At 70.3% G+C, this 21,186-nt stretch carries 15 protein-coding genes; 7 read left to right on the top strand and 8 right to left on the bottom strand.

The window, feature by feature from the left end; translation table 11 throughout:
* Nucleotides 1-2: 2 nt before the first annotated feature.
* Both ACIBLC_RS28285 and ACIBLC_RS28280 read right to left on the bottom strand, forming a co-directional pair.
* Entirely contained in the window at nt 3-998 is a 996-nt protein-coding gene (locus ACIBLC_RS28285) for a carbohydrate ABC transporter permease (RefSeq protein WP_399214066.1), read from the bottom strand.
* Nucleotides 999-1,107: 109 nt separating this feature from the next.
* Nucleotides 1,108-2,421, bottom strand: a complete 1,314-nt coding sequence (locus tag ACIBLC_RS28280) for an ABC transporter substrate-binding protein (RefSeq protein WP_399214065.1) — start codon at nt 2,419-2,421, stop codon at nt 1,108-1,110.
* Between the two features lie 284 nt (nt 2,422-2,705).
* Between ACIBLC_RS28280 and ACIBLC_RS28275 the strand changes: the two genes are divergently transcribed.
* The 6 genes from ACIBLC_RS28275 to ACIBLC_RS28250 all read left to right on the top strand — a co-directional run bounded on the left by ACIBLC_RS28275 (nt 2,706) and on the right by ACIBLC_RS28250 (nt 8,067).
* Complete coding sequence (locus ACIBLC_RS28275; protein WP_399214064.1) at nt 2,706-3,722, top strand: LacI family DNA-binding transcriptional regulator; 1,017 nt, start codon at nt 2,706-2,708, stop codon at nt 3,720-3,722.
* A 173-nt stretch (nt 3,723-3,895) separates the two neighbouring features.
* On the top strand, nt 3,896-4,456 hold the full coding sequence (locus tag ACIBLC_RS28270; RefSeq protein ID WP_399214063.1) for an RNA polymerase sigma factor: 561 nt from the start codon (nt 3,896-3,898) through the stop codon (nt 4,454-4,456).
* Nucleotides 4,453-5,271, top strand: coding sequence for a zf-HC2 domain-containing protein (locus tag ACIBLC_RS28265; protein ID WP_399214061.1), 819 nt, complete (start codon nt 4,453-4,455; stop codon nt 5,269-5,271). The genes ACIBLC_RS28270 and ACIBLC_RS28265 overlap by 4 nt, the downstream gene beginning before the upstream one ends.
* Entirely contained in the window at nt 5,268-6,101 is an 834-nt protein-coding gene (locus ACIBLC_RS28260) for an ABC transporter ATP-binding protein (RefSeq protein WP_399214060.1), read from the top strand. Before ACIBLC_RS28265 ends, ACIBLC_RS28260 begins: the two co-directional genes overlap by 4 nt.
* Nucleotides 6,098-7,495 carry a hypothetical protein gene (locus ACIBLC_RS28255; protein WP_399214059.1) on the top strand — a complete coding sequence of 466 codons (1,398 nt, stop codon included), beginning with the start codon at nt 6,098-6,100 and terminating at the stop codon, nt 7,493-7,495. The genes ACIBLC_RS28260 and ACIBLC_RS28255 overlap by 4 nt, the downstream gene beginning before the upstream one ends.
* Nucleotides 7,492-8,067, top strand: coding sequence for a hypothetical protein (locus ACIBLC_RS28250; RefSeq protein WP_399214057.1), 576 nt, complete (start codon nt 7,492-7,494; stop codon nt 8,065-8,067). Before ACIBLC_RS28255 ends, ACIBLC_RS28250 begins: the two co-directional genes overlap by 4 nt.
* Nucleotides 8,068-8,159: 92 nt before the next feature.
* Here ACIBLC_RS28250 and ACIBLC_RS28245 read toward each other — a convergent pair whose 3' ends face one another.
* Complete coding sequence (locus tag ACIBLC_RS28245) at nt 8,160-8,882, bottom strand: dienelactone hydrolase family protein (RefSeq protein WP_399214056.1); 723 nt, start codon at nt 8,880-8,882, stop codon at nt 8,160-8,162.
* Nucleotides 8,883-9,251: 369 nt separating this feature from the next.
* Here ACIBLC_RS28245 and ACIBLC_RS28240 point away from each other — a divergent pair, with 369 nt between their 5' ends.
* A complete protein-coding gene (locus tag ACIBLC_RS28240; RefSeq protein WP_399214054.1) occupies nt 9,252-10,028 on the top strand; it encodes a polysaccharide lyase family 7 protein in 777 nt (258 codons plus the stop codon).
* Nucleotides 10,029-10,383: 355 nt separating this feature from the next.
* On the opposite strand, the gene ACIBLC_RS28235 is transcribed toward ACIBLC_RS28240, so the two are convergent.
* The 5 genes from ACIBLC_RS28235 to ACIBLC_RS28215 form a co-directional block, all read right to left on the bottom strand.
* Nucleotides 10,384-10,575: a hypothetical protein gene (locus ACIBLC_RS28235; protein ID WP_399214053.1), complete on the bottom strand. Its 192-nt coding sequence runs from the start codon at nt 10,573-10,575 to the stop codon at nt 10,384-10,386.
* Between the two features lie 450 nt (nt 10,576-11,025).
* Nucleotides 11,026-17,640 carry an SDR family NAD(P)-dependent oxidoreductase gene (locus ACIBLC_RS28230; RefSeq protein WP_399214052.1) on the bottom strand — a complete coding sequence of 2,205 codons (6,615 nt, stop codon included), beginning with the start codon at nt 17,638-17,640 and terminating at the stop codon, nt 11,026-11,028.
* A gap of 29 nt (nt 17,641-17,669) precedes the next feature.
* Entirely contained in the window at nt 17,670-18,713 is a 1,044-nt protein-coding gene (locus ACIBLC_RS28225) for a ketoacyl-ACP synthase III family protein (RefSeq protein ID WP_399214051.1), read from the bottom strand.
* 444 nt (nt 18,714-19,157) lie between these two features.
* Nucleotides 19,158-19,811 (bottom strand): HAD family hydrolase, encoded by a 654-nt coding sequence (locus ACIBLC_RS28220; protein ID WP_399214146.1) that lies wholly within the window; start codon nt 19,809-19,811, stop codon nt 19,158-19,160.
* Nucleotides 19,812-19,828: 17 nt separating this feature from the next.
* Nucleotides 19,829-21,178, bottom strand: coding sequence for an NAD(P)/FAD-dependent oxidoreductase (locus ACIBLC_RS28215; RefSeq protein WP_399214050.1), 1,350 nt, complete (start codon nt 21,176-21,178; stop codon nt 19,829-19,831).
* Between the last annotated feature and the right edge of the window lie 8 nt (nt 21,179-21,186).

Raw genomic sequence — 21,186 nt, 5'->3', positions numbered from 1 at the left:
GGTCAGGCCTTCCGCGCGATGAGGCGCGTGACGAGTCGTTGGACGACGAACAGCACGATGAGCAGCAGGAACATCGCCCAGGCGACTGTGGCGGCCCGGCCCATCTGGTAGTTCTTCCAGCCCTCCTCGTACAGCAGCAGTCCCAGCGTCTGGTACTGGTTGTCCGCTCCCCCGGTGATGCCGTTCGGGCCCTGGCCGAAGATCAGCGGCTCACCGAAGAGCTGGGTGGCCCCGATCGTGGACAGGACGATGGTGAACACGATGGTGGAGCGGATGCCGGGGACGGTGACCGTCAGGAACTGCTGCCACCGCGAGGCGCCGTCGATGGCCGCGGCTTCGTAGCGGTCGCGCGGGATCGCCTGCATCGCCGCGAGGTAGAGCAGGGCGTTGTAACCGGTCCAGCGCCAGATGACGATCGAGGAAATGGCCGACTGCGCGGCCCACTTGTTGTTCTCCCAGTCGATGTTGTCGATACCGACCAGGCTCAGCATCCAGTTGATCATGCCGAAGTCGCGCTCGAAGAGCATCGTGAACACCAGGGCCGCGGCGCCCACCGAGGTGGCGTACGGCGTCAGGGCGGCGACCCGGAAGAACGTCGAGCCGCGCAACTGGTAGTTGAGCAGATGCGCCAGTCCGAGCGCCATCAACAACTGCGGCACGGTCGACAGGACACCGATCGTGAACGTGTTGAGCAGTGCGTTCCAGAAGCGGTCGTCGTCCCACAGAGCCGTGTAGTTGTCGAAACCGACCCACTCCATGAGGTTCAGGGTCGACAGTTCGACGCGGTGCAGGGAGATCCACGAGGTGTAGACGAGCGGATAGAAGCTGAAGGCGGCGAAGACGACGAAGAACGGGGCGACGAAGGCATACGGGGCGCCGCGCACGTCGAGACGGTGCAGCAGCGTACTGCGACGCTGACGCTGTACGCCGGTGCCGGACCCGTCCGACGGAGCGGTGCCGGGCGCACCAGCTGGGGGTGTCGAGGTGGAGATGGCCACCGGAAGGCGTCCTTCCTGGAGGGTGAGGGGTGGGCAGGGGCCCGGCAGCCCACGCGGAGCCGTGCGTGGGCTGCCGGGCTGCCGCGGAGATGGGCGACAGAGCCCTGGATTAACCGGCGGCCTTCTCGATGCGTTCTTCCGTGGTCTTCCATGCGTCGTTCGGGCTCTTGTTCTGCGCCTCGATCAAGGTCAGGCCCTGCGAGAAGATGTCCTTGATGGTGCCGTCCTTGCGGCCGAGCACCTGCTCGTCGGGGATCTCCTTGGCCGCGGCTCCGAAGATCGCACCGATGGGAGCGCCGCTGAAGTAGTCCGACTTCGCGTCGACCACTTCGGGCATCTCCAACGCGGTCTGCGACGAGGGGAAGTTGCCGATCTCCTTGAACAAGTAGGCCTGCTGCTCAGGGGCGGTGAGCCAGGCGACGAGCTCCTGCGCCTCCTTCTTGACGGGGCTCTTCTCCATCACGCCGAGGAACGATCCGCCCCAGTTGGCCCCCTTGGGCGCCTTGGCGACATCCCACTTGCCCTTGTTCTTCGGGCCCGCCTTCTCACTGATGTGCGCGAGCATCCACGCGGGGCAGACCGTGGTGGCGAAGGTGCTGTTGGACAGGCCGGGGTCCCAACCGGGCTGGAACTGGCGGAGCTTGGCGGTCAGATCGGACGTGGCCGCCTCGGAGGCCAGCTTCCACGCGTCCTTCACGACGGGGTTGGTCGCGTAGATCAGCTCGCCCTTCTTGTCGTAGAACTGCTGGGAGTCGCCGTAGATCATGGCGTTGAACAGCCCGCTGGAGCTGTCCATGAAAGCGACCTTGTCGTCCTTCGACTTCTCCTTGAACTGCTTGCCCGCGTCGACGTACTTCGACCAGTCGCCCTCCCACAGCTTCGCGACCTCGTCGCGTTCGGTGGGAAGGCCGGCCTGTTCGAACAGGTCCTTGCGGTAGCAGACCGCCATCGGGCCGATGTCGGTCCCCAGGCCGATGACCTTCTTGTCAGCGGTGGTCACCTGGCTCTGCTTCCACGGAAGGAAGTGGTCCGTCCCGGTCACCCCGGCCAGATCGACGAACTTGTCCTTCTGCGTGTCGGACAGTTCCTTGGCCCGACCAATCTCTATGCCCTGGATGTCCTTCAGCCCGCTGCCCGCGGCCAAGTGGGTCTGCAGGGCCGTGTAGTACGTCTGCTCGTCACCCGCGACGTCCGCCTTGATGACGACGTCCGGGTGCTCCTTCATGTACTTGTCGAGCAGACCGGTCTCCTTGAACCCCATGACGCCGAACAGCCCCATGGTGATGGTGACCTTGCCGTCCTTCTTCCCCCCACCGGTCCCCCCGCTGCCACTGCCTCCGCAGCCCACGACCAGGCCGAGAGCCGACACAGCCGATACGGCGGCCACGGCTCGTGTACACAACTTCCTTCGGGCCTTGCCCATTAAGTCCTCCTAGCGGCGGCGCTGACGCACCGGAGTACGAGCCCCGCGGTCCGCTCCGCAGGCCCGATATGTCCCAGTGGGTACGTTCCCAAATGACAATGGGAACGTGCCCACCCGGAGGCCCGAAGCGTGGCCGCCACGAAAGGCTCCTGTCAAGAAGTTGAATCGACTTCGTTGCCGGAAGATGTCGTACCCCTGCGACCGGACCCTTCGGACGCTCATGGCGGGTCTGGCACAATGCGCTGGTGGAAGCCGTCCGGGCGCCGCGCGAGCGAGGAGGCGACATGGGGGGCAGGCAACGCCCGACCATCAAAACCGTGGCCGCGCGCGCCGGTGTCGGACGCACCACGGTTTCACGAGTCATCAACGGCTCGGAGCTCGTCAGCGACAAGGCCAAGGCCGCCGTGCTCGCCGCCATCGCCGAGCTGAACTACGTTCCGAACTCGGTGGCCCGGGGGCTCGTGACGAGCCGGACGAACTCCGTGGCCCTGGTGATTCCCGAGTCGGAGAGCAGACTGGGCTCCGAGCCCTACTTCTCGGCGGTCATCCGCGGGGTCAGCACCGCCCTCGCCAGGACACGGACACAGCTCCAACTGGTCCTCGTACGCGACCAGGCCGAGCGGGACCAGCTCACCGCTTCGGTGGCGGAGCGGCGTGTCGACGGAGTTTTGCTGGTCTCGGTGCACGAACACGACCCGCTGCCCGGGCTGCTGGAGGACATGGGGCTGCCCACGGTGCTCGCCGGGCGCCGCTCCCCCGCCGAGTCACTCAGCCACGTGCACTCCGACAACGCCGGTGGCGCGGCGACGGCCGTCGACCACCTGCTCGCGCGAGGGCGGCGGACCATCGCCACGATCAGCGGACCCCTCGACATGGACGTGGCGCGCAGCCGACTTCAGGGGTGGCGCGAGGCATTGGAGAAGGCTGGTCATCACGCCACGGAGCAACTCGTGGTGTCAGCGGACTTCACCGAGGAAGGTGGTGAAGCCGCGATGCGTTCACTCCTTGAACAACTCCCCACGCTCGACGCCGTGTTCGTCGCCTCGGACGTCATGGCGGTAGGCGCGCTGGCGGAGTTGCGCAGGCAGGGGCGCAGCGTCCCCGGCGACGTGGCAGTGGTCGGGTTCGACGACTCCATCATCGCCCGGCACAGCAACCCGCCCCTCACCAGCGTGCGTCAGCCCGTCGAGGAGATCGGCAACACGATCGCCCGCATCCTCCTGGAGGAGATCAGCCACCCCGAGGAGCCACGTCAGCACGTCGTTCTGCCGACCGAACTCGTCGTGCGCGAATCGTCGTAGATCTGCCGTGGCCCGCACAAGCCTGCGGCACCTGATCCTCTGGCGGTGATCCCGGACCTGGACCTGACGGTCCTGAAGGTGACGCTTGATCAAGTGGGGCCCACCGGCGACCACATGTGGCGGGGATCACGTCGGAGGGAAAACCCGCGGCCCGGCTCCGGCGTCTAGCGGGTGTGAGATCAGTCAGGGCACCGCTGCACGAGCTGGACGAGGAGCGTCTCGTCCGCCTGGTGGCAAAGGGCGACCGTGCCGCGTTCGAGGAGTTGTACCGGCGTACGTCGCCGTGGCTGGCGGTGCGGTTGCGCCGCCGCTGCGTCGACGAGCAGATCGTCGCGGAGGTCATGCAGGAGACCTATCTGGCGGTGTGGCGCGCGGCGGGCGCGTTCGCCGGGACGGTGGTCGGAGGGACGGCCACTGGCTGGCTGTGGACGATCGCGGCGCGCCGCCTGGTCGACGCGTTCCGGCGCAGGGCTCACCACGCGGAGCCGCCGCCGGCCGCCGCTGTGCCCGGCGCGGCGCCCGCCGCGGAGGAGGAGGCGCTCGCGGCGACCGTCGGCGGTGATGTCGGGGACGCGTTGCGGCGCCTCGCGCCGGAACTCAGACAGGTACTGCAGGCCATGGTGCTCGACGGGTTGTCCGTCCGGGAGACCGCGGTCCTGCTCGGGCTGCCCGAGGGCACGGTCAAGACCCGTGCCCGCCGGGCCCGGATCGCGATGCGGGAGGCGCTGGCATGAGTGTGGATCACGCGTCGAAGCGGATCATCGACGGGTACGCGCGCGGCGACACGGACATCGCCGCCGACGAGGTGTGGGCCCTGGAGGCCCATCTGGAGGCATGCCGGTTCTGCCGTGACCAGCTGTCGGCCGTGGTCGATGCCGAGGTGCCCGCCGTGGCGGTGTTGGTCGACACCGTGTGGTCCGGCCTCGAGCTCCAGCTGGCCGTCACCGCCACGATGCCGCGTGGACGGCGCTGGTCGGCGCGGCTGTCGCGGTGGATGACGCCCACGATGCTGCCGTGGCTGGCCATGGTCGCGGGCGTGACGCTGCTCGCGCTGCTCCTCGACCTGGTGGACACCGGCTCCGGAGATGTTTCCCTGGTGCTGCTGCTCGCCCCGGTCCTGCCCGTGCTCGGCGTCGCGGCGTCCTGGTCTCGCGGTCTGGACCCGGCGTACGAACTGACCGCCTCGGTGCCCAGGGCCGGGCTCCATCTGGTGCTGCGGCGTACCGCGTCCGTACTCGGCGTGGTCGTCCCCGCGCTCCTGGTGGGCGGATGGGCGACGGGGGTGATGGTGGCCCAGTGGCTGCTGCCCTGCCTGGCTTTCACCTCGATGACCCTGGCACTCGGCGGTCTCCTCGGTGTGACGCGCGCCGCCGTGGGGTTGGCTGCCGTGTGGGCCGCCGTGGTCGTGGCGCCGACCCTGGCCACCAGCCGAACCGCCGTCGCCCTGCGGACAGATGCTCTGCCCCTGTGGGGGCTGGTCCTCGCACTCGGGATCGGCGTCGTGATCGCCCGCCGAGGCGCGTACGCCGTGCTGGGAGCCCATCGATGACCCCTGGAAAGGAACACCACATGACGTCCGCGGTGAGCGCGGCCGATATCGCACCGACGGCCTACGCCTGGGAGATCCAGGCCACCGGGCTGAAGGTCAGGGTCGGCAGGAAACGGATGGCCGTCGACGGGCTCGACCTGTCGCTGGGCACCGGCGTACACGGCCTGCTCGGCCCCAACGGGGCGGGCAAGACCACCCTCATCCGGACGCTGGCCACTGTGCTGCGCCCCACCGAGGGCGCCTTGGAACTGCTCGGCGAGTCCGCGGGCGGCATGGGCGGGCACCGTGCGCTGCGCCGCCGGATCGGCTACCTGCCACAGGAGTTCGGCTACTACAAGCGTTTCACGGCGCGCGAGTTCGTCGAGTACATGGCGTGGTTGAAGGAGGTGCCCAAGGCGGACATCCCCGCAGCGGTGCAGCGCGCCGTGGAGCGGGTGGGTCTGGCGGACCGCGCCGACGAAAGGATGAAAGCCCTGTCGGGTGGCATGGTGCGGAGGGTGGGCATCGCCCAGGCCATCGTCAACGACCCCGCGATCCTGCTGCTGGACGAGCCGACGGCAGGACTGGACCCGGCACAGCGGCTGCGCTTCCGCCAACTGCTGCAGGAGCTGGGTACGGACACCTGCGTCGTCGTCTCGACCCATCTGGTGGAGGACGTCGCCGCCGCCTGCACCGACGTGGTGCTCTTCGCCGAGGGCCGCCTGGTCTTCCAGGGCACTCCGGACGAGCTTGCCGCGGCGGGCGGCCCGGAGCACGTGGGCGACAGCCCGCTGGAGCGCGGCTACTCGGCGCTGTTGCTCGGCCCCGAGCAGACAAGAGGTGCCTGGTGAGTCTCCGCGTCCTGCGTATCGAGCTGAGGCGTTCCGTCGCCCCGTGGGCCGGCGCCGTGGTCCTGGCGAACGCGCTGGCGTTCCTGTACCTGGTGAACGCCGCGTGGTGGAGGGGCAGTACGGCGTGGACGGCCCAGTGGACGACTCTGGCCCTGTGGACCCGCGGCCTGCTGTTCTATCTGTGGCCGCTCGCCGTGGGGCTCGGGGCGTTGCAGGGTCTGCGTGACCACCGCTCGAAGATGCCCGAGCTGCTGACGAGCACGCCGCGGCCCGCCCGTCACCGTGCGGCCACGCTGGCGGGCGCGACGGCGATCACGCTGGCCTCGGCCTTCTCACTCCTCGTCCTCGTGGGCGCGGTCCAGGTGGTCGCCAACACCGAGTACACGCACCTCGGTTGGCTGCCGATCTCACTGGTGGGGGCGCTCTTCCTGGTCGCGGGTGCCGTGCTGGGCATGGGGGCCGGGCGGGCCCTGCCGTCCGTACTCACCCCGCCCGCGCTGGCCATGGGCGCCTTCGTGTTCACGGTTCTCATGCACATGTCGGTGGGCCGGACGGAGACGAACACGGCGATGGGGATCACGAGCACGGAGCCGAACCAGGTCTCCCTGCTGTCACCGGCCGTGGAGGAGGTGCGCGATGTGCTCATCACCCTCTCCCCCGCCGTGCACGTCGGGCAGACGATCTGGCTGCTCGGCATGGCCGCGACCGGCTTCGCTCTACTGGTCGCCGCGACCCCGCGCACCCGGCTGATCGCACTGACACCTGTCGTGGCGGGCGCGACGCTCGCCCTGCTCGTCCTCCCCTCCGACCCGCGCCGGATGTACGTCGTCGACAAGGCAGCCGCGGAACTGGTGTGCGACGGCCCGGTGTGCGTGGCCAGAACGCACCAGGAGCGACTCGCCGACCTGGCCGGGCCGGGTAAGGAGGCGCTGCGCCTGCTGCACGACGCGCTCGGCGCCCAAGCTCCGGTCTCGGTCCGGGAGAACACCGCCGGGTGGCCGGACGGCAGCATGCCGCAGTGGTCCCGCAGGACCGTGCTCTTCGACTTCGACGACGAGATCATCGACGCCGCGCAGGGCGAGGCGCTGACCCGTGCCCTGATCGCCCAGGGCATGGTGCCGGGGTGCCTCCCCGTCGGCTGGAGCGGCACAGGGAGTGATCTGTTCGCACGGACCGTCGCGGTCGGGTGGGTCCTCGGGGACCTCAGGCCGCTTCCCGGCCCGGAACCGGCAAGTGTGCGCCGCGAGGTCGACGCCGAGACCCGCCCGGTGTGGAAGAAGCTCAAGGCACTTCCGCGGGCCGAGCAACTCGCGCGGATCAACGCGACGCGCGCCGCCGCGATCTCCTGCAGGGGCGACGCGTTCGACGTGCTGTCGGGCGGTGCGTCCCGATGAGATGCCTGACGCTGTACGCGCGCTCCCGTCAGGTACCCGTCTCGCTCGCCGCGGTGGTGGTCAGCGCGGTGGCCGTGTGGGCACTCACCCGCGGCGGGAGCGAGGGGCCCGGTGATCCGCGGCTGCCCGTGCTCATCCTCGCCGCCGGAGCGATGGCAGTCTCGATCGGGCTCGGCGGGCAGGACCTCGCACTGGACCGGACGGCCGCGATCCGCTGGGCGCCCCGCCGGGCCGCACACGTGCTGCTCGCCGGCGTGGTCGTCGGTACGGTGCTGCTGGCGGTGCAGACCATGGGCGAGGACATGGCCACCACCGAATTCGTCGTACGGGACAGCGCGGGCCTGATGGGACTGGTCGCCCTGGGTGCGGCCCTCTGGGGCGGGCAGTACGCCTGGACGCCCCCGTTCGCCTGGCTCTCGATCTCGTTCTTCGCCCCGCCCCCGACGAGCGCGCCGATGCGGGTGGCAACCTGGATGCTGCTGCCACCCGGATCGGCGGCCGGCACCTGGACGGCCCTGATCCTCATGGTCACCGGCACAGCGGCCTACGCCGTCGCGGGACCTAGACGGTAACCGGCGAACTCACCGAGCGTCAGAGCACCCGTCCCCGCTGCGCCTTCTGGCAGACAGCGCCTACCGGCTGTTGCCGGCCTGGCCGCCCGGCCTCACTTCAGGTGCCGACCGAAGAACCGGCACCCGTCCTCCAACTCGAACCATGGAGTGCCGGTGTGCCCGCCCAGATTGGCGTGCAACGTCTTCTCCTTGGTGCCGAAGGCGTCGAAGAGGTCCAGGGCCCGCTGGCGGGGGTTCCCTTCGTCGTCCCACTGCAGCAGCATCAGCAGCGGAATGGTGATCTGCCGGGCCTCCTCGCGCTGGGCGCGGGGCACGTATCCCCCGGCGAAGAAGCCGGCGGCCGCGATGCGCGGCTCGACTGCCGCCAGCCGAACTCCGAGGGCCATCCACCCGGAGTACCCGACCGGACCACCGATCTCGGGCATCGAAAGGAGGGCGTCCAGGGTGGTCCGCCATTCCGGGACCGCCTTTTCGACCAGCGGGCCGATGAAGGACTCGAAGATCTCGTCGACCGGTTCTCCGGCCTGCATCGCCCGGCGGAGCTCGGCGCGGGCCTGCTCGTCCGCGGCGGAACGAGGCCGGTCACCGCACCCGGCGGCGTCGATGGCGGCCACCGCGTAGCCGTACGCGGCGGTAATTCGGGCCCGGGCCACCAGCCGGGATTCCCCCTTGGGCAGGCCGTTGTTGTGGGCCATCAGAATCAGCGGGGCCGGTGCGGCGGATTCGGGCGTCCACAGGGTGCCGGGGATCTCGCCGAGGGTGAATTCGCGCTCGAGGACACCGTCGTCGAGACGTTGTTCGGAAGTGAATTGCATGGTCGTGCCTTTCGGGAGTGCTCGTTATGGCGCTCCCGGACGACCTATCGCCCGACCGTGACCCCGGAGGGAAGCACCCATGTCGATACGTTCACGGGTACCACCTCCTCGTTCTCTCGCACGGCCTCCGAGAAAATAGCAGTGGTCGCCGTGGTCCGCCAACAGGTTTTAGCGGAGCCTCCGTTGCCGGATGTCACGGAGCCATTCGCCCAGAGGCCCCACGGCAGTGTGGTTAGGGGCCGGCATCCACAACCTCTTGACGGTGTTGGTTCAGACCTTTACCGTCTCGACTCACAGGTTCACAAGTGAACTTGTCGTTCACATAGTTGAACCCGCCTTGTCCTCCCCCACACCACGAAGGACGGCATCATGATCCGTACCAGAGTTCTCGCGACGGCCACCGTCGCGACCACTGTCGCCGTGGTCACCGTGTTGGGCGCGTCAAGCGCCGGCGCCGCGGATCCGAAGGTCGCTCCCGGCGGCAACTTCGACCTCTCGGTCTGGCAGTTGCAGGAGCCCGTAGGGTCGCCCGGCAGTCCCACCACCATTTCCTCGTCCCGGCTGCAGGGCTCGAACGGCTTCCAGGACGCGTACTTCTACACGGACACCCGCGACGGGGCAATGACGTTCTGGGCACCCGAGAAGGGCGTCACCACCCCGAACTCCAACTACGCCCGCTCCGAGTTGCGCGAAATGAACCGCAACGGCGGGGCGGCGGACTGGTCGTTGAGCGGCAGCCACCGGTTGAGCGCGACTCTGCGCGTGGTGTCGGTGACGTCCAACGTGTGCGTGGGGCAGATCCACCTCGGCTCCGGCGGCTCCTCCACCAAGCCGCTGGTGGAGCTGTACTACCGGTCGAACGGCGACATCGTCGTCGGTACCGAGAACTCTCCCGCCGGCGGCCAGACGCTGCACACCGTGGGCCACGTGTCCGTCGGCAAGACGTGGACCTACGCCATCGCCGTGTCCGGCGGCAACACCATCAACCTGACGGTCAACGGCAGCACCACGCGCTACACGATCCCGTCGTCGTTCTTCCCGTACAAGCAGTACTTCAAGGCCGGTTCCTACAACCAGTCGTCCTCCGAGAGCACCACGAAGGGCGCGCGGGTCGCGTTCTACGGGCTGACCGTCTCGCACGGCTGACGGAGACGGGGACCGCTAGATCGCGCAGCCGTTCGAGCCGGCTAGGTCATCGATCCAGGTGCTGCTGTTCTCGACGTAGTGGGTGGACATGATCCCGTACTTGGTCCAGCCTCGCGGCTGGTCCATCACCCAGTACGGGATCAGGTCCAATGCCTGGCCACTTGGAAGCGACCGATGGAACAACAACGGGATGGACATCCTCGACAACGATGTGTCCTACCCGGGCGCCGACCACAGGTGAAGCCGCCCGCATCGGAGAACTTCTGCCGCAGTCGGCGCGTAGTTCCGTAGAGCCCAGGCCACAGCACTTCGCCCCGGCTTCTCATTGATGGCAGAACTGCACCGGGCAGGCCCGCTATTGGACGCAGCTGCCCATACAAAGGGTGGTGAACTCTCCGGTGCCGGTGGGGAGTTGCGAGACGTCCCAGGGCAGCGGCTTGGTGGGTGCGGTGCGGCCGGGCTCGGCGGCGGAGGCACCGGGCACGAAACCGACGGCGAGTGCCACGACGGTCAGCAAGCCGGCGGACAGGCGAGCGACAGTGCGCATAGGTGTTTTCCTCCTGGTGTGAACCCGGGCGGCCAAGTCGGGACCGCCTCTCCGTCAGCCTCCGTTGCCGTCGGACTCACCTCAACCAATTCGACTGTGGTCGAAAGGTGGCAGTGCCCAAGCAGAACAGCCTCGGCGGGGACGGACCCCTACCGGGACTACGACGTGCAGGCGGTCATGGAGGGCGGTCGACAGCGCGGCGAGAGGCTCCATGAGTTTTCAGCCGAACGATCGTCCTCATGGGCTACAGGCATCCCGCCAGCATCAACACCGCGGCCGCCCCCAGTGCAGCCCACCCCACCCCGCGCACCATGCGTCATCCCTCCACAGAGAACAGGGCGACCCCAGATCGTCGCTGCGACGCGCGCACAGCCGTCGTCGGTCGGCTCGGCAGCCGGGAAAGCCGGTCGTAGCCGCGCCGTTCATCGCGGCGTCGGCCGCGACCGGGGATCACCGCGGTTGTTCCGCCGCGCACAGGTCTTCCGCCAGCTCGCTGAGCGTCGCCCGGCTGAGGATCTTGCTGATCGGCAGCAGCAATCCGTGCGACTTCTGCACCTCCTGTCGGAGCTGAGCCGCCATCAGCGAGTCGAGTCCCTGGCTGGTCAGGTCCAGGTCCAGGTCGAGGTGTTCGGGGTCGACGCGGAGAATGGCGGCGATCTTGGCCAGGAACAGCTCCACGCGGTCCTCGGCGGGTGCTGACGCGTCGGCCTCCGGCTCCGTACCGCCGGCCCGCAGTCCAGTACCCGCCTCGACCCGTACCGTCCCGTTCCCGGTCGCGGCCCCTGCTCCCCGCGCCGCTACGGACGTGGGTGACGCCTGCGGGCGCGGCGCCACGGGTTCCGGTCGCTGGACGGGAAAGGCCACAGACTCCGGCCGTGCGGCGCGCTCCGGCCGAATCCGCACGGCCCCCCCGGGCGGGTCCGCGGTGACACGGTGCGTGGGCGCGTCGTCGACGACCTCCCGCAGGAACGGGGAATCGGCCGCGACCGGGTACGCGGCCCGCCACCGCGGCCAGTCAACCGGCATGACCAGGGTGTCCCCGGCGTCCGTGGCCAGGAGGTGATCCAGCACGGCGAATCCCGCCTCGGAGGTGAAGCCGGTCATGCCCCGCGGGATCAGGTTCCGTCCGAGTTCGGTACCCGCCCTCGCGGCCATGCCCCGGTCGGTCCAGAAGCCCCAGTTCACCGAGAGCGCTCTGTGGCCGCGGCTGCGCCGGCCGCGGGCGATCGCGTCGAGGCCCGCGTTGGCGGAGGCAGCCGCCGCGACCTGGGGCGAGGCCAGGAGAGCGTTTCCGGAGGAGAACAGGACGAAGTGGTCGAGATCGTTCTCGAAGACACGGTCGAGGACGCGGGCGCCCTCCAGTTTCGGTCGCAGGACGGCTTCCAGGTCCCGCAGGGTGGTGTCGCTGATGGGCTTGTACATGAAGACGCCGGCGGTGTGGAAGACGCCCCGGACCGGCGGACGGCCGGCCGCGCGGCGGTTCTCGACCAGCCGGCGCAGCGACCGCTCGTCCGCCGCGTCCACCGGGGCGTACTGCACCTCGATGTCCTCGGCACGCAGATTTTCGAGCAGGGCCGCGATGTCGCCTCCGGACGGTGCAGCAGGGCCGGGCACGGAGCGGCCGGTGAGCAGCAGGTGCCGGGCGCCGCGCGCGACGAGCCAGCGGGCCAGTCCGGAACCGAGGCCGCCGGCGCCGCCGGTCACCAGGTAGGTGGCGTCCGAGCGCATCCGGGTCGGCTCGGGCGTCGGCGGGTCCGCCGGGGCGTCGGTCCGCAGGTCGATGAGCACCTTGCCCAGGTGCCGTGCGTTGATCATGTCGTCGAAAGCGGTGTCGACGGCGTCCAGGGGGTGGACCTCGGCGGGCAGCGGCGCGAGTTCACCGGCCGCGACCAGGCGCAGTACGCGAGCGAGCAGCGCCCCGGCCCGCTCTGGGTGCTCGCGGCAGAAGGCGGCGATGTCGAGTACCTGGAAGGAACCATTGCGCAGCAGGCCGCCAAGACCGGTCGGGCGGCCGTCCACCAGGTCCTGCTTGGCGAGTTCCACATAGCGCCCGTACGGGGCGAGCATGCCGAGGTTCTGGTCGACGGCCGTCCCGGTGAGCGAGTTGAGGATGACGTCCATCCCCGTTCCCCGGGTCGCGTCCAGCAGCGGACCGGCGAAGTCGGCCCGGGAGTCGGCGACTTGGGCGACTCCCATCGTCCGCAGGAGAGCCCGGCGCTTCTCGCTGCCGGCGGTGGCGTAGATCTCGGCGCCCCGCCGCCTGGCCACCTGGATAGCGGCGAGTCCCACGCCGCCGGTGGCCGAGTGGATGAGGACCTTCTCGCCTTCGTGGAGCTTGGCCAGCTCCATGAGGCCGTACCAGGCTGTCAGGTAGGAAATCGGCACGGTGGCGGCCTCGGCGAGACCGAGACCGTCGGGGACGCGGTGGGTCAGCCGGCGATCGGCGAGGACCCGCGTGGCCAGCCCGGGATGGGCGACGGCGACCACGCGGTCGCCCACGTCCAGTCCCCGCACGTCGGAGCCGGTCGCTGTCACCACGCCGGCGGTCTCCCAGCCCAGCCGGCCGTCGTCGTCCCGGTCCGGGTAGGCCCCGGCGGCCTGGAGCACGTCGCGGAATCCGACCCCTCCGTACGCCGCGGCGATCTGCACCTCGTCGGCGGCCGGAGGCCGCGCCTCGACCGTCGCGCGCACCGGGCCCGCGCGACGGTCGTCGGACGGCACGATCTCGGTGACGTCGTCGGCGCGGGGCGCCGGTGATGTGCGGCGCAACCGCAGGACGTACCGGGCGCCCGCCCGCAGGGCGATCTGGTCCTCGGCCGAATCGGCGGTCGCGATCTCCCGGGCCAGCGCTTCCGTCTGCGCCGCGCCACCGGCCGCGTCGAGATCGATGAGGGTGTGCCGGACGGCGGACAGCTCGCTCGCCGCCGTACGCCCGAAGCCCCACACGGCGTACTGTTCCGGGTCCGGCGCCCCGTCCGCGTCCGCGACCGTCTCGGCGCCGCGGGTGACGAGCACGAGCCGCGGGAGAGGGCCGTCCCCCCGCGTGGTGGACAGCGCCTGGTCCAGCAGCAGCGCGCTGGCAAGACCCAGCGGCACCGCCCCCACCGGCCGCGGCGCCCGCATGCTCCACAGGTGCACCACGGCGGCGACGCCCTCGGGACGGTCGCGGCCGACCTCGTACAGCAGCCGGGCGTAGTCGTCGAGGCGGGACGGGTCGATGCGGTAGGTCCCGTCGCCTGTGCGTTCGTACCTCTCCCCGGGCAGTACGGCGATCCGCGCGCCGTGCGCCGGTGCGAGCCGCGGCCCGAAGTCCTCGTCCTCGAACACCAGCCAGGCGCCGGCGGACGGCTTCGGCACCGCGGCGGGTGCGGCGGCCGGCGTCCACCGCGGTTGGTAGAGCCAGTCGGTCAGCGGGCCGGGCTGTTCCTGGCGCAGCAGCCAGCGGATCCGCAGGCCGCGGAACTCGGCCAGTAACGTGCCCTGCTCGTCGCGGACGGCGATGTCGCCGCTGAACGACTCGGCCGTCAGGTCACGCCGCACCACATGGCTGTAAAGGGTCCCGGTCAGCGGCCCGTACCGGCGGAACGAGTCGATGGAGCCGAGGACAAAGGCATGCTGGTCGCCGGGGACCGTCGAGTCGGGCAGCGTGGCCGCGAGCACCTGTCCGCAGGCGTCGAGGACCGCCGGGTGAGCGTGGTGCCGCTCGTACTCGGTGAGGCCTCGCGGGATCACGATCTCGGCCAGCGCCTCGGCGTCGCCGCGCCACACCTGCCCGATGCCCTGGAAGACGCCGCGCCAGTCGTTGCCGCGGGCCGCGAACCGGCGGTAGAACTCGGCGCCGGCGAAATGGTCGGGTACACGCGCGGCGATCTGGTGGGGCGTGCCCTCAGGGACGTCCTCGACGCCCACGCCGGCGGGTGCCTCCTCGACCTGGCCGTGCGCGTGCCGGGTCCAGTCGGTGCCGTCGGAGGTGGCGACGTCGAAGGTCCACCGCCGTCCGGACGGGCGCAGCGTCACCCGCAGCAGCGGCGGGGCCCCGACGGTGAAGAAGAGCGCCTTGTCGTAGCGGACTTCCTTGACGACGACGTCGGTGCCGACGCTCTCGGAGGCGGCCACCACCGCCAGCTCCAGATACGCGGTGCCGGGCAGGATGATCAGGCCCTGCACCTTGTGGTCCAGGAGGTAGGCGTTGCGCTCCAGGTCGATGGGGCCTTCCCACCGGTGCGCGCCGTCGCCGAGGACGGTGTGTGCGCCGAGCAGCGGGTGTCCGCCCTGGACGTCCGATCCGGCCGTCGCTCCCGTGGCGTCCGCCGTACGCGTCGGAGCCGGCCCCGTCTGCGGGCCGACGTTCGTCGCACCCGTGCCGGTGGGCGCGCCGGCCCGCGGTGTGGTCTGCGGGTCGGCCGTCCCGGGGGTCGGCTCGAGCCAGAACTCGGCGCGTTGCCAGGGATAGGCGGGCAGTCCCACGTAGGTGGCGGGCCCGTCGAACAGCGCGCGCAGTCGCACCGGGTATCCGGCCTGGTGGAGCTGCCCGGCTGAGGTCAGCAGCGCGGTCAGGTCATGGGTGTCGCGCAGCAGCGACGGCACCACCTGGTCGTCGGTGCGGTCCTCGGGCAGGCATTCCTTCACGGCCGAACTGAGGACGGGGTGCGGGCTGATCTCGACGACGGCCGCCGCCTCGGGGCCGGCGGTCTCGGCGTCGACGGCCGCGTGGAAGCGGACCTCGTCGCGGAGGTTGCGCACCCAGTAGTCCGCGTCCAGCTCCTCGCCGGTCAGCAGGTCTCCGGTCACCGTCGAACGCAGCGGCACATGGCCCTTGCGGGGTCGGATCGATTCCAGGGCGGCGCGAAGCGCGTCCAGCAGCGGGTCGACCTGGCTGCTGTGCGAGGCGACGTCCACCTTGACGATCCTGGCGAGGATGTCGCGCTCGGTCAGCTCGGCCAGCACCTTCTCCACCGCCGGTGTGCGGCCCGAAATGATGGTGCGGCGTGGGCCGTTGCTCACCGCGACGTCCACGTCCGGTACGTCGGCGAGTTCCCGCCGCAGCTCGTCGGCGGGCAGATCGACCGCGGCCATGGACCCGGCGCCTGCTATCTCCTTGAGCAGGGCGCTGCGTCGGCAGATCACCGCCGCGCCGTCGGCCAGGGTGAGCGCGCCCGCGGTGCAGGCGGCCGCGACCTCGCCCATGCTGTGACCGATCACGACGTCGGGTGTCACGCCCCACGACTGCCAGAGCGCGGCCAGTCCGACCTCGACCGCCCAGAGCAGCGGTTGCACCACGTCGATGGGCCAGCCCACCTCGTCTCCGTCGGCCAGGTGCTCGAGCACCGACCAGCCGCGCTCGGCACGGACATGCCTGTCGCACTCTTCGACCGTCTCCCGGAAAACCGTGGACGTCCGCAGGAGCCGACGCCCCATCCCGTACCACTGGGAGCCCTGGCCGGGGAACACGAAGACGGTCTTCCAGCGTGCGTCGGACCTGGCGGCGACGATCGGCCTGCCTTTGCGCAACTGCCGGACGACCTGGTCGTGTTCCACGGCGAGCACGGTCATGCGGTGTCGGTGATGGGTGCTTCGGGTCAGCGCGCTGAAACTGACGTCGCGCAGGGCGTGTTGGCGCCCTTCTCCGTCGGGCCCGAGGAAGTCGGCGTAGGCGGAGGCGAGTTCACGGAGCGCGGCGGGCGTCTGCGCGGACAGCGTGAGCAGGTGCGGTTGCGGCTCGGTGGCCGCCGGCGGCACGGCCTCGGGACGGTGCTCGCCGAGGACGACGTGGGCGTTGGTGCCGGAGATGCCGAACGAACTGACGGCGGCGTAACGGGGGGCGCTGTCCCCGCCCCAGTCGCGGGCGGCCTGCGGAATCTCCAGCGCCATACGGTCCCAGTCCACCGCGTCGGTCAGCCGGCCGCTGTGCAGACTGGGCGGGACGATGCCGTGCGCGACGCACAGTGCCGCCCTGATGAGCGCCGCGATACCGGCGGCCGCCTCGGTGTGGCCGATGTTCGTCTTCACGGAGCCGACCAGCAGGGGGTCCATCGCCGACCGGCCGGCACCGGTGCCGTACACCGCGTCCAGGGAGCGGAGTTCGATCGGGTCGCCGGTGGGCGTGCCGGTGCCGTGTGCCTCCACGAAGCCGACGGCGCTCGGAGTGACGCCGGCGCGCGAGCAGGCCTGCCGCATCGTGTCGATCTGAGCCGTCTGCGACGGAGTCATCAGGTATCCGCTGCTGCGGCCCTCGTTCTCGACCGCCGAGCCGTGGATGACCGCGTGGACACGGTCGCCGTCCGCCTCGGCCTGCGCCAGCGGTTTGAGGACGACGACGCCGACGCCGTCGCTCCGGACGAAGCCGTCGGCGTTGTCCGCGCCGAACTTGCACAGGCCGTCCGCGGACAACATGTCCGCCTGGGAGAACGTGATGCTCTCCTCCGGCGTGAGAACCAGGTTGACGCCCGCGGCCAGGGCGAGGGTCGCCTCCCCGCCGCGCAGCGCGGCGCATGCCTGGTGCACGGCCACCAGCGATGACGAACAGGCGGTGTCGACGGAGGTGCTCGGGCCGCGCAGGTCGAAGAAGAACGACAGACGGCCGGACAGGACGCTGCGCGACGTGCCGGTGTTGGCGTAGATGTCCAGCGCCCCGGCGGCGCGCAGCATGTCCCAGTACTCGGCGGTCCGTTGCCCTACGACGACCGCGGTCGGGCTCCCGGCGAGCTGCTCCAGTGTCAGGCCGGCGTCCCGCACGGCCGCGGCGGCGGTCTGGAGGAGCAGTCGCTGCTGCGGGTCCATGTGACTCGCCTCGCGGCCGGAGACGCCGAAATAGCGGGCGTCGAAGCCCCGGATGTCGGGCAGGAAGCCGCCGCGACGGCTGACGATCCGTCCGGGTGTCCGCGGACGGGGGTCGTAGAACGCGTCGATGGGGAACCGGTCAGCCGGGACGTCCACGATGGCGTCGACCGCGTCGAGTTGCATCCTCCAGAACGCGGATACGTTGTCCGCGCCGGGGAATTCGCACGCCATGCCCACGATCGCGATCGGCTGCCCGGCGGCCGGGTCCTGCTGCTGCGCCGTCACGCGGCTCCTCCTGCCAACATCGTCAACTCCTATATCCAGGAAGGCGGTTCGGTGATGGTGAGGATGACGGCCACGGCCGACCATCCGGGAGCGCCACCGAAGAGCAGGACGTGGTCACCCGCGTCGAGCCGCTCGGTGCGCAGCAGATGGTCGAGGGCGATGAACTGGTCGCTGGACGAGGCGTGTCCGATCTCGCGGCCGAACTCCCACTGAGACCGGGAGACGTCCAGTCCCAGTGGGTCCATGACGCAGTTCCGCGTGGTTGCCTCGTCGCCGTTGGGTACGAGGACCCAGCGCAGGTCGCCGACATCGATACCGGCCTCGTCCACGGCGGCGAGCGCCGTCTCGGAGCAGGCTTTCGCTATGCCGTCGGCGATGCTCACCCCGCCGATCTCCCGCACACGCTCGTTGAACTGCTGGGCGCGCTCCACGGTGTCGATCCGCCGCCCCGTGGACCCGGTGGGGGGAAACAGCGGTTCGTCGCCGCGCGCCATCGCCTCGAACTCCGGATAGACCCGGGAGACGACCGCGTCGACGCGGGCGAAGCCGGCGCTCGGGCTGATCACGACGGAACTGGCCGCGTCGGCGGCGATCACTCCCATCGGCCCGCTGTCCCATCGGTTGAACAACGGTGAGTTGAAGTTGTCCGCGGTGGTCAGCAGGATGTCCGGCCGGCTGTCCGGCTGGTACGACAGCAGGCCGGATGCCAGCTCGAGACCGGTGAGCATGCTGTTGCACCCGTTGCGGATCTCGGTGCTGCCGGCCCCCGTGATGCCCAGCTCGCGCATGATGTACGCCGACGGCGACCACATCTCGGGCCCCTGGTAGAACGTCGAGCCGTGCAGCACCGTCCCGATCGTGGCGGCGCCGCCCGGGGAGTGGCTGAGCGCCGTCCGCGCGGCGTGCACGGCCATTTCGGGCGGCGACTCCGACCCGGCGACCAGAACGCTGCGCAGACCGCTCTCGGCGAACACCGTGGCGTCGTAAAGGCCCGAGGCGACCGCCTCGGACGCGGCGTAGGGGGTCGGCAGCCAGCAGCCGAGGCCGGTGAGGAACACGTTCGCCGGCTTCATGCCAGCGCCCGGGTGGGCATTACGGGTGTCATGCCCTGTTCGTCGAGCGAGTGTCGGAGTCGGTTCATACCACTTCACCACTTTCTCCAGCGAGTCGGTCGGGAGCGGGGCCCGGCGCACCCCGGTGTCGCGGCGAGCGCTCTCGGGGCGTGGGCGTACCGGACGCTGTGCACGTCCGCCGCCTCCGCGCGTGGTGGTCGTCGGACAGCCACCTCAACCGGCAGCGGTCCTCGGATGAGTCCCCCGCACACGGGCCGCACGGACACGCGCCGGCACAGGTTCGCCGTCGTGTGCGACGCGCCCCGCCTAAGCGGGGCCTCGGGCGCCCGGCGCCGTACGCGGCCGGGTCGCCCAGCCCGTACGGAGAAGCACGGCCTCCCGGCTGCCGACGACCGCGGCGCCGACCACCGGCCGAGCCCCATCCGGCCACCCTCCTGTCCCCCCTCACCCGACGGCCCGCCGGGAGGTGCGCTCGGCGCCCGTGTCCACCAGGCGGGTGAGCCGTTCGACGGTCAGTTCGGACAGGCCCCGTACGCCGAGGGTCACCGGTTCCTGTGTCGGCGCGACCGAGACCGTCACGCATCCCGCGGCCCGTCCGGAGCGGAGGCCGGCGGACGAGTCCTCGACGACCACGCAGCGCGCCGGTGCGATGCCCAGCCGGGCCGCGGCGGTGCGGTACGACTCGGGATCCGGTTTCGGGCGCCGCACCTCGTCACCCGCCAGGGTCACGGCGAACTCCGCCCGGCCGAGCGAGGGGAGGACGGCGTCCACCATCACCCGGTACGAGGACGAGACCAACGCGCACGGAACGCCCGCCCGCCGCAGCGCCCGGAGCAGACGGACCGCTCCGGGCAGGGGAGCGATCCCGAGACGCAGCCGGTCGAGCATGCGGTCGCTGACACGCGCGTACAGCTCCTCCGCGCTCATCGGCGACCGCGCGAGACCGCTCAGCCGGGTCAGGTTCTCGGCGACGCTGCGCCCCCGCAGCTCCTCCGGCCGGATCGCCGCGGCCGGCACGCCGGACGCGCCGAGCACCGCCAACAGGGCGTCGTGCAGGAGCGGTTCGGTATCGGCGAGCGTTCCGTCCATGTCGAACAGAACCGCCCATGGCGGGCTCAGAACAGCGCCCGGGAGCTGAGGGACACCTTCATCTTTCCCAGCAACGGGTGCCAGAGGTGGTCGGGGTCCGCCTCGACGGCGGCGATGAAGTCGCGCATCGCCGTCAGGGCGACCGGCTCCTGCTCGTCGTAGACGTCCCCCTGCAGCAGTTTCAGGACGTCGATCCGGTAGCGGGGGTCCTGGACGAAGGCAGTGAACAGGATGTTGAGGCGGTAGTAGATGGAGATGAACTCGTACCAACTGGACACGCCACGCCGCAGTTTCGTCACGTAGTTCTCGAACCGGCCGGCGCTGAAATCGCCGGCCTTCGCGGCGGCGATGATGTCGGCGGAGGCCAGTCGGGCGCTGTTCATGGCGACGCTGACACCGCTGGAGAAGATGGGGTCGACGAACCGGGCGGCGTCACCGACCATGACCATTCCGTCGTCGGACACCTTGCGCATGCCGTAGCTGTAGTCGCCCTCGGCCTTGAACGGGCGGACCCGCACGGCGCCCTTCAACGCGTCGTGCAGCAGGGGCCTGCTGCCCACCGAGTCCCAGAAGAAGCCTTCGAGATCGTCCTTGCCCTCCCTGAACCTGGCCTTCTGGGTGACGACCCCGACCGACGTGATCGTGTCGGTGATCGGGATCTGCCACACCCAGGTGTCGCTGAGCGGCAGGAAGTGGATGAAGATGTACTCGGCCTGGTTCTGGTTGTTCGCCAGTGCCTCCCGGTCGAGCCCTTCGAACCAGCTGTGCACGGCGTACTGGTTGAACACCGGGTCGGGCACCTTGACCTTGAGCTGCCGCCCGAGGAGGGTGCCGCGTCCGCTGGCGTCGACGACCATCCGCACCGCCACCTCCGCGGTCGGCCCGCCGAGTCCGACGCGTATCAGGGGACGGGTGGGGTCGGCGAAGTCCACGCCCCGCACCCGTACTCCGGAGAACACCTTCGCACCGAGACTCTCCGCGTGCTTGAGCAGGATGTGGTCGAACCGGCCGCGGTCGACGTGGAAGGTGTGGTCGCGGTCGACGCCGAGCTGATCGCGTTCGTTGAACAGCACGTCTGCCGCTCCGAGGCCGTGGTCGCTGACCTGGAAACCGAGCGGGTCCACTCCGTCCGCGTTGGCCGACGTCCACGCGGCGCCGTACTTGCGCGGAAAGCCCGCCGCCTCGATCTTGTCCATTGCGCCGATCTCCAGCAGCACCGGCGTGGTCGCCGGGACCAGCGACTCCCCCACGTGTTCCCGCGGGAAGAACTCACTCTCGAAGACGGCGACCGACAGGCCGGCCTTGGCCAGGTAGGAGGCGGCGGTGGAACCGGCCGGGCCGCCGCCGATGATGCCGATGTCGTAGTCGTGAGTCATCTGTTCTC

Source organism: Streptomyces sp. NPDC050535 (assembly GCF_044457665.1).
Taxonomy (GTDB): domain Bacteria; phylum Actinomycetota; class Actinomycetes; order Streptomycetales; family Streptomycetaceae; genus Streptomyces.
Note: the sequence above shows the minus strand (reverse complement) of the source record. Positions and strands in the feature narration are given on the sequence as shown.

What these genes read in the sequence shown, in the direction of transcription:
- ACIBLC_RS28235 (WP_399214053.1), bottom strand. Translation starts at nt 10,575, where the DNA reads ATGCGCACTGTCGCTCGCCTGTCCGCCGGCTTGCTGACCGTCGTGGCA.
- ACIBLC_RS28225 (WP_399214051.1), bottom strand. Translation starts at nt 18,713, where the DNA reads ATGAAGCCGGCGAACGTGTTCCTCACCGGCCTCGGCTGCTGGCTGCCG.
- ACIBLC_RS28275 (WP_399214064.1), top strand. Translation starts at nt 2,706, where the DNA reads ATGGGGGGCAGGCAACGCCCGACCATCAAAACCGTGGCCGCGCGCGCC.
- ACIBLC_RS28250 (WP_399214057.1), top strand. Translation starts at nt 7,492, where the DNA reads ATGAGATGCCTGACGCTGTACGCGCGCTCCCGTCAGGTACCCGTCTCG.
- ACIBLC_RS28260 (WP_399214060.1), top strand. Translation starts at nt 5,268, where the DNA reads ATGACCCCTGGAAAGGAACACCACATGACGTCCGCGGTGAGCGCGGCC.
- ACIBLC_RS28265 (WP_399214061.1), top strand. Translation starts at nt 4,453, where the DNA reads ATGAGTGTGGATCACGCGTCGAAGCGGATCATCGACGGGTACGCGCGC.
- ACIBLC_RS28280 (WP_399214065.1), bottom strand. Translation starts at nt 2,421, where the DNA reads ATGGGCAAGGCCCGAAGGAAGTTGTGTACACGAGCCGTGGCCGCCGTA.
- ACIBLC_RS28245 (WP_399214056.1), bottom strand. Translation starts at nt 8,882, where the DNA reads ATGCAATTCACTTCCGAACAACGTCTCGACGACGGTGTCCTCGAGCGC.
- ACIBLC_RS28215 (WP_399214050.1), bottom strand. Translation starts at nt 21,178, where the DNA reads ATGACTCACGACTACGACATCGGCATCATCGGCGGCGGCCCGGCCGGT.
- ACIBLC_RS28240 (WP_399214054.1), top strand. Translation starts at nt 9,252, where the DNA reads ATGATCCGTACCAGAGTTCTCGCGACGGCCACCGTCGCGACCACTGTC.